At 72.0% G+C, this 7758-nt stretch carries 6 protein-coding genes; all 6 read left to right on the top strand.

What is annotated here, in order from left to right; all coding sequences use genetic code 11:
• Positions 1-309 precede the first annotated feature (309 nt).
• The gene (locus tag WMF24_RS38420; RefSeq protein WP_437732420.1) at positions 310-1407 is read left to right on the top strand and encodes a trypsin-like serine protease; all 1098 of its coding nucleotides are present in this window, start codon (positions 310-312) and stop codon (positions 1405-1407) included.
• Positions 1408-1495: 88 nt separating this feature from the next.
• The gene (locus tag WMF24_RS38425; RefSeq protein ID WP_437732421.1) at positions 1496-2110 is read left to right on the top strand and encodes a penicillin-binding protein activator LpoB; all 615 of its coding nucleotides are present in this window, start codon (positions 1496-1498) and stop codon (positions 2108-2110) included.
• Complete coding sequence (locus WMF24_RS38430; RefSeq protein ID WP_437732422.1) at positions 2110-3486, top strand: hypothetical protein; 1377 nt, start codon at positions 2110-2112, stop codon at positions 3484-3486. The genes WMF24_RS38425 and WMF24_RS38430 overlap by 1 nt, the downstream gene beginning before the upstream one ends.
• A 56-nt stretch (positions 3487-3542) precedes the next feature.
• Positions 3543-4070, top strand: a complete 528-nt coding sequence (locus WMF24_RS38435) for a peptidylprolyl isomerase (protein WP_437732423.1) — start codon at positions 3543-3545, stop codon at positions 4068-4070.
• A gap of 116 nt (positions 4071-4186) precedes the next feature.
• Positions 4187-6850 carry an MGH1-like glycoside hydrolase domain-containing protein gene (locus WMF24_RS38440; RefSeq protein WP_437732424.1) on the top strand — a complete coding sequence of 888 codons (2664 nt, stop codon included), beginning with the start codon at positions 4187-4189 and terminating at the stop codon, positions 6848-6850.
• Positions 6851-6912: 62 nt separating this feature from the next.
• Positions 6913-7740, top strand: a complete 828-nt coding sequence (locus WMF24_RS38445) for a hypothetical protein (RefSeq protein WP_437732425.1) — start codon at positions 6913-6915, stop codon at positions 7738-7740.
• Positions 7741-7758: the final 18 nt, after the last annotated feature.

Below are 7758 nucleotides of genomic sequence, written 5' to 3' on the forward strand. Positions count from 1 at the left end.
GGAGAGAACGCGTCTCCGCGGCGCGGCGCCGTCCCGAGTGGACGCTCGGCGCGGCGCCGCGGAGCTTTCTCCCGGCGCTCGTCGATCGATGCGCGGCCTCCCACCGCCAGCGCATCGATCGACGAACGCCCTGCGCCGCGCGGGCGCCGAGGTCGGGCGCTCGCCGCGCGCGTGAGCCCGCCCGGCGCGCCGGGCGCATGTCTCACCACAGCACGGCGGCGTTGCTCCGCGAGCGCGTGGGCTTCCTCGGAAGCGTCACTCTCCTCCTTCGAGCACTACGGCGGTGCACAGCCCAGGCTGGCAGGTGCCGTGCAACGGCGGCTGGCCGTGTGCCGGAAGAACACCGCGTGGAGCATCCGGGCTTCAGGCCTCCTCGCCGCCGCCGCGCTGGCCGGCTGCGCAGCAGGCGCGGTGGAGCCTGGCCTCGACGAGGAAGCCACGGCCGAGGCCGCGCTGGAGATCAAGGGAGGGTACCCTGACGCCGGAGATCGCGCTGTCGCCGGGCTGCTCATCACGGATCGGCGCGGCCGGGTCGCGCGGACCTGCTCGAGCACGCTGATCGCGCCCAACCTGGTGCTCACGGCGCAGCACTGCATCGCCGAGGCCCCGAAGCTCATCGCCTGCAGGACGGCGACGTTCGGCGAGCCGGTCGACGCCTCGCAGGTCTACGCCACCCTCGGCAGCGCCATGTGGGCCGCGGACTCGCCGTGGATCGCCGCGCGCGCGCTGCTCAGCCCGCCCGACGGCAACGCCGTATGCGGGCGCGATCTCGCGCTGGTCGTGCTGTCGTCTCCGGTCCGCGGCAGCGAGGTCACGCCCCTCGCGCCCCGCCTCGACCTGCCGCCCGAGGAGGGCGAGGTCTACTCGGCGGTTGGCTTCGGCGACACCGAGGGCCGAGCGCGCGACGGCGGCGCCCGCCGGCGCCGCGACGGGCTCCACGTCGAGTGCGTGGGCTACGGATGTGGAACGCAGGAGCGCGTCACGGGGAGCGAGTGGCGCGGGGAGAGCGGCATCTGCAGCGGCGACTCGGGCGGACCCGCGCTCGACGTCGCGGGGCGGATCATCGGCGTCACGTCGCGCGGTCCGGCCGGCTGCTCCGACCCCATCTACGGAGGGCTGATCGCCCATCGCGACTGGCTCGTCGCGGAGGCGTGGCGCGCCGCCGAAGCCGGCGGTTACGACGCGCCGTGGTGGGCCACCGGGTCCGGTGCGGCGGAGCGCTTGCCGTCGCGCCGGCCTCTCGACGAGCGCTGGCTCTCGTGCGCGCATGGCCCCGCGCCCGTCGACGTCGACGACGTCGAGCCCGGGTCGGCCCCCTCGCTCGCGCCGCTCGCGCTGCTCGCGCCGCTCGCGCTGCTCGCGCTGAGGCGCTCCCGCAAGGCCGCTCCGCCCGCGCGGGACGCGTGACGGAGCACGATTTCCGCCGGATCACCGCTCCAGCGCCCACCTCGCCTGCTAGGATGCGGCCGTCCTGCCCCTGCGGAGTGTCCGTTCCATGTCCATCTCGCCCAGCATCCGTCCGGCCGCGCTGCTCGCGGCGCTCGCGCTCGCCTCGATGTCCGTCGGCTGCGGACCGACCTACGTGCGCGGCAATCAGGTCGAGGGGCTCGACGACGCGGCGATGAGCACGGGGATCGACAAGCGCGACATCGAGCAGCTCCTTCACGAGAACCTGAAGTCGCTGATGGCGTCTCCGGTCGCCAAGGAGTGGGCGCACGACGGCTCTCGGCCCACGCTCGCCATCTACCCGCTGTCGAACCAGACGAGCGAGCACATCGACAGCCAGCTCCAGGCGCTCCTGTCCGATATCGAGACGTACATGGTCAACACGGGTCTCGTCACCGTGGTGAGCGTCGAGCGCCAGCAGCAGATGATCGCGGAGGTCGAGAAGCAGCACGGCGGCGGGTTCGACCCGGCTCACATCGCCGAGTACAACCGCCAGCTCGGCGCGAAGTACTACATCACCGGCAAGGTCTTCACCTCCGACGAGCGCACCGACGACGAGCGCCGCGTGCAGTACTTCATGTTCATGCAGGTCATCGAGGTCGCCACGAGCGCGGTGGTCTGGCAGAACAAGGCAGCCTTCACCAAGGCGCTCATCCAGGAGTGATGCTCTCGCGGCGCGCGAGCCTCTGGCGGCGCGGGCGCGCGGTCCTTTCGCCTCTCGCGCTGCTCCTCGGCCTCGGACAGGCGGCCTGCAACGGCCACGAGGATCGCGTGCGCACCGCGCTCGACGCGCTCGATCGCGGGGCCCCCGCCGACGCGGTCGCGGCGCTGAACGAGGAGTTGGAGGTCGAGACCGCGGACCAGCTCCCGGCGCTCGCGGGCGACAACGCGCTCCTCCTGCTCGACCGCGGCAACGTCCTGCTCAGCATGGACCGCTACAGGCTGTCCGCGCGCGATCTCGGGGTCGCGGACAAGTCGATCGATCTGCTCGACATGTCCCGCGGCGCCGCCGACGAGCTCGGGAAATACCTCTTCTCGGACGACGCGGGCCCGTACAAGGCCCCTGCTTACGAGAAGCTGCTCATCAACACCGTCAACATGATGAACTACCTGGCCCAGCGCGATCTCAGCGGGGCCAGGGTCGAGGCCCGCCGCCTCGCGGTCATGCAGAGATACCTGCGCGATCACGAGGGCGAGACGGCGCTCCTCGGCCTCGGGAGCTACCTCGCCGGCTTCGCCTTCGAGAAGAGCGGCCAGCCCGAGGAGGCGCTCCTCTACTACGACGACGCGCTCCGCCACGGGCCGTATCCCTCGCTGCGCCGCCCGCTCCGCGCGCTCACGCGCGGCGAGCCGCGGTCGCCCCGCATCGCCGCCCTCATCGAGGGCGAGGAGCCGCCGCCGCCCCTCGCCGAGGCCGGCGAGGCGGAGCTCGTCGTCGTCGTCGGGTTCGGTCGCATTCCGCAGAAGGTGCCGCAGCGCCTGCCGATCGGGCTCGCGCTCACCCTCGTCGCGAACGACATCAGCCCCGCGGATCGCGCGCGCGCCGATGAGCTCGCGGCGAAGGGGCTCGTGACGTGGGTCAATTACCCGACGCTCGCCCGGGGCAAGGGCGGCTACGCGATCCCGACCCTGAAGATCGACGGGCGCTCCCAGCCGCTGGAGCAGGCGCTCGACGTCGAGGCGCAGGTGCGCTCCTCCTGGAAGAAGAACGAGGGGACGCTCGTCCTGTCGGCCATCACGCGGACCGTCGCCCGCATCGCCGCGGGCGAGGCCGCGCAGGGCGCGACCGAGGCCGCCGCGGAGGACTCTGGGCCGCTCGGCCTGCTCGTCGGCCTGCTCACGAGCGCGACGCTGACGGTGCTCGACACGCCGGACACGCGCGGGTGGTCGACGCTCCCCGCGCGCATCGCCATCGCGCGGCTCCGCGTCCGCGCGGGCACGCACGACGTCGTCGTGGGCGCCCGGGGCGAGGTGCGGCGCGCGCGGGTGAGCGTTGCCGCCGGCGGGTGGGCGTTCGTCCCGGTGATGGTGCTCCGCTGAGCGCGGCGGGCGCGAGGGGTTGCGGGCGCATGCCACCCGCGGCAGTCTCCGCGCCGATGCGTAGCCCTGACGTTCGCGCCGTGCTCGTCCACGCGCTCTCGGCGTGCTCTCCCCTCGCGCTCCTCTGCGCGACCGCCTGCGGGACGCTGGCCACCTCGCCGTCCTGGGTCGGCGGCGGCCTCGCCGTCGCCGCGCCGATCCGCGCGGCCGAGGAGGACGCGGCGATCGAGCGGGAGCGCGCGCTCGTGGCGAGCCAGCCGAAGCAGATCGGCGCGCGGCACATCCTTGTCATGCACGACGGCTCGAAGAGCAAGCCCGAGGGCGTCCGGCGCACGCGCGAGGAGGCGCGCGCGCGGGCCCAGGAGGCGCTCCTCAAGATCCGCGGCGGCGCGAGCTTCGAGCAGGCGGTCGCGGAGTACAGCGACGAGCCGGGCGCCGCAGATCGCGGCGGGGATCTCGGGGTGTTCGAGCGCGGCGTGATGGTCAAGGGCTTCTCCGACGTCGCCTTCGCCCTGAAGGTCGGCGAGGTGAGCGAGATCGTCGAGACGCCGTTCGGCTTCCACATCATCCAGCGCACCGAGTAGCGCCGTCCGCTGCCCATCGCGCGCCCATCGCGCGCCCGTCACGCGGCCCGCTGAGCGGCCCGCTGCGCGCCGGCCTCGGGCTCGACGCACCGGCCGGAGTCGCCTAGCGTGCGCGCATGACGAGGACCGTCCGCGCCGCGCAGACCGCCGAGCACCGCCGCCTCGAAGAGGAGCGCGAGCGCCTCCTCCGCTGGAAGCACTGGGGCCCTTACCTGTCCGAGCGGGCCTGGGGGACGGTGCGCGAGGACTACAGCGCGAACGGGGATGCCTGGGCGCATTTCCCGCACGATCACGCCCGGAGCCGCGCCTACCGATGGAACGAGGACGGCCTCGGCGGCATCTGTGATCGACACCAGATCTTGTGCCTCGCCGTCGCCGTCTGGAACGAGCGCGATCCGATCCTGAAGGAGCGGGCCTTCGGCCTGACCGGCCCCGAGGGCAACCACGGCGAGGACGTCAAGGAGATCTACTACTACGAGGACGCGACGCCGACCTCCAGCTACCTGCGCTACCTCTACCGGTACCCGCAGCGGCCGTTTCCTTACGAGGACCTCGTCGACGCCGCGCGCCGCGGTGGCCTCTCGCAGAGCGAGGTCGATCTCCCCGATCTCGGCGCCTTCGACGGCGACCGTTACTTCGACGTCTTCGTCGAGTACGCGAAGCGGAGCCCGAACGACATCCTGATGGTGATCACCGTGGTGAACCGCGGCCCGGACGCCGCGCCGATCCACGTGCTGCCGCACCTCTGGTTCCGCAACACCTGGTCCTGGACCGAGCCTCCCGGCGTGATCCCCGAGATCCGGGCCATGGATAGCTGCCCAGGCCACGTGATGCTTCGCGCGGCGCACCCCGAGCACGGCGCGCATCACCTGTACATCGAGGGCAGCCCCGAGCTGCTCTTCACCAACAACGAGACGAACCACGAGCGGCTCTACGGCACCCCCTCGCAGACGCCCTACGTCAAGGACGCGTTCCATCACCGGGTCATCCACGGCGATACGGCGCGGGTGAACGCCGAGCTGCGCGGCACGAAGGCCGCGAGCTGGCACCGCCTCGTGGTGCCGGCAGGCGAGCGCAGGCGGCTCTTGCTCCGCCTCACGCCGGAGCCGGTGGAGAGGCCCTTCGATGGCGCGGACGAGCTCCTGGAGACGCGGCGCCAGGAAGCGGACGAGTACTACCTCGCCATCCAGGGCCCTGGTCTCTCCGAGGATCGGCGCGCCATCCAGCGGCAGGCGTCGGCGGGGCTGTTCTGGACGATGCAGTTCTACAACTACGACGTCGACGTCTGGCTCCGAGGCGACGCGCAGGCGCCTCCGCCCGAGCGCCAGAAGGGCCGCAACAGCCACTGGCGGCACGTCTCGGTCGCCGACGTCATCTCGATGCCCGACGCGTGGGAGTACCCCTGGTTCGCGGCCTGGGATCTCGCGTTCCACGCCGTCGCGCTGGCGCCGCTCGACATCGATCTCGCGAAGGCCCAGCTCAAGATGATGGTCAAGGAGTGGTACCAGCACCCGAACGGGCAGCTCCCCGCCTACGAGTGGGAGTTCTCGGACCTGAACCCCCCGGTGCACGCCTGGGCGACGTACCAGATCTACAAGAGCGAGCGGAAGCAGCGGGGCGAGGGCGATCGGGTCTTCCTCGAGCGGGTGTTCCACAAGCTGCTCATCAACTTCGCCTGGTGGGTCAACAAGCGCGACGCCGAGGGGCACAACGTCTTCGAGGGCGGGTTCCTCGGGCTCGACAACATCTCGCTCTTCGATCGCAGCGAGCGGCTCGCGCCCGGGATGCGCCTCGAGCAGGCGGACGCCACCGCGTGGATGGCGATGTACTGCCTCGACCTCATGCGCATCGCGCTGGAGCTCGCGCTCGACAACTCCGCGTACGAGGATCTGGCCAGCAAGTTCTTCGAGCACTTCCTGCGGATCGCCCACGCGCTCCACCACACGACAGACGGTCGGCTGCCGCTCTGGTCCGAGGAGGACGGCTTCTACTTCGACATCCTCATCGCCGGCGGGAGACCGCGGCACGTGAAGATCCGCTCGGCGGTGGGCCTCATCCCGCTCTGCGCCGTCCACGTGATCAAGCCCGAGGTCTACGGCAAGCTCGCGAATTTCCGGCGCCGGACCGAGTGGTTCCTCCGCAAGAACCCCGCGCTGGCCGAGGCGATCACGGTGCGTCCGGACGGGCGGCAGGTGCTCTCCGCGGTGACGCCTGGCCGCCTCGAGCGGGTGCTCGGGCACCTCTTCGACGAGGACGAGTTCCTCTCGCCCTTCGGCCCGCGATCGCTCTCGAAGGAGCACGCGGCCGCGCCCGTCTCCCTCGGGCTGGATCTCTGCGATGCGCAGTACACGGTCGGTTACGAGCCCGGCGAGTCGATCACGCGCATGAAGGGCGGCAACTCCAACTGGCGCGGCCCGATCTGGTTCCCGCTCGGCTATCTCCTCTACCGCTCGCTCCTCCGGCTCGATCACGGCTTCGGCGACGTGCTCGCGATCCCGCCGACGGGCGGGCGCGGCCCGCGCACGCTCCGCGACGGAGCGCACGAGCTCGCGCGCCGGCTCATCGCGATCTTCGAGCGCGGCCGCGAGGGGCGCCGCCCGGTCTACGGCGAGCACCCTCTCTTCCAGCGCGATCCCCAGTTCCGAGATCGCCTGTTTTTCTTCGAGTATTTCCACGGCGACACCGGCGCCGGGCTCGGCGCCTCCCACCAGACCGGCTGGACGGCCCTCGTGGGCGACCTGATCCTCCGCGCCGGGCGGCACAACCTCCCCCGTTCGTAGTGCGCCACACACGTCGTTCGGCGCTACGCCGACGCTCTTGAATCCGTGCTAGGAGGGCGCCTGTGTCGCTGGCGCTCGGCGTTTCGTTGCTCGCCTTGGCCGTCATGCTGGGCGGCCTCGCGGCGCTGTTCCGTCACCGGAACGAGGGCGCCATGTCCGTACTGCGGACGTTCGCGCTCGTCGGGGCGGCCTCGATCGCGTTGCTTCATCTGCTGCCGGAGGCGCTCGGCGAGACCGGCTGGCCGGGTCTGCTCGCGGCGGCGGCGGGGTTCCTCGCGCCGGCGGTGCTGGAGCGCCTCGTGCTCGGCGACGCAGGCGCCCATCGCACGCCGACAACGGCGCTCGCGATGGGCTACGCGGCCGTGCTGGCGCATCAGTTCGGCGAGGGAGCGGCGGTCGCGTCGCTCTCGCGGGTCGGTCAGCTCTCGTTGCCGATCGTGCTTGCGCTCGCCGCGCACACGGTGCCGCTCGCGATGGTGGTGGCCATCCAGGTCCTCGAGGTGAGGGTCGGAACCGGCGGCAAGGGCGCCATGAGCGCCGCGCTCGCCGGCATCGCGCTCGCCACGGTGATCGGCGCCTTCGCGACGCGCCTTGTGGACGCGGAGCGCTTCGAGGCCATCGAGCCCTGGGTCCTCGCCGCGGTGGCGGGCCTCCTCTTGCACGCGCTCTCGCACGAGGCGGTCGCCAGCGGCCCTGCGACGTCCATCAGCCGAGCGGGCGAGGCCATGGGCGGCCTGCTCGGCCTGATGCTCGCGACGATCGGGATCGACGAGGAGGAGTGGGTCCAGGAGATTCCGGTTGCGCTCCGGATCGCCGCGCTTGTCGTCCTCGTCGGCCTCATTCTCCTGCGCAGCTACGGCCCGAGGCGATCCGTCGAGCACCCGCACTGACGCCGACGCCATGCCCGG

The organism is Sorangium sp. So ce1335 (genome assembly GCF_051521615.1).
In the GTDB taxonomy this organism is placed as follows: domain Bacteria; phylum Myxococcota_A; class Polyangia; order Polyangiales; family Polyangiaceae; genus Sorangium.

Excerpts from the sequence above, each read along its gene's own strand:
- WMF24_RS38440 (WP_437732424.1), top strand. The coding sequence starts at position 4,187 with ATGACGAGGACCGTCCGCGCCGCGCAGACCGCCGAGCACCGCCGCCTC.
- WMF24_RS38430 (WP_437732422.1), top strand. The coding sequence starts at position 2,110 with ATGCTCTCGCGGCGCGCGAGCCTCTGGCGGCGCGGGCGCGCGGTCCTT.
- WMF24_RS38435 (WP_437732423.1), top strand. The coding sequence starts at position 3,543 with ATGCGTAGCCCTGACGTTCGCGCCGTGCTCGTCCACGCGCTCTCGGCG.
- WMF24_RS38425 (WP_437732421.1), top strand. The coding sequence starts at position 1,496 with ATGTCCATCTCGCCCAGCATCCGTCCGGCCGCGCTGCTCGCGGCGCTC.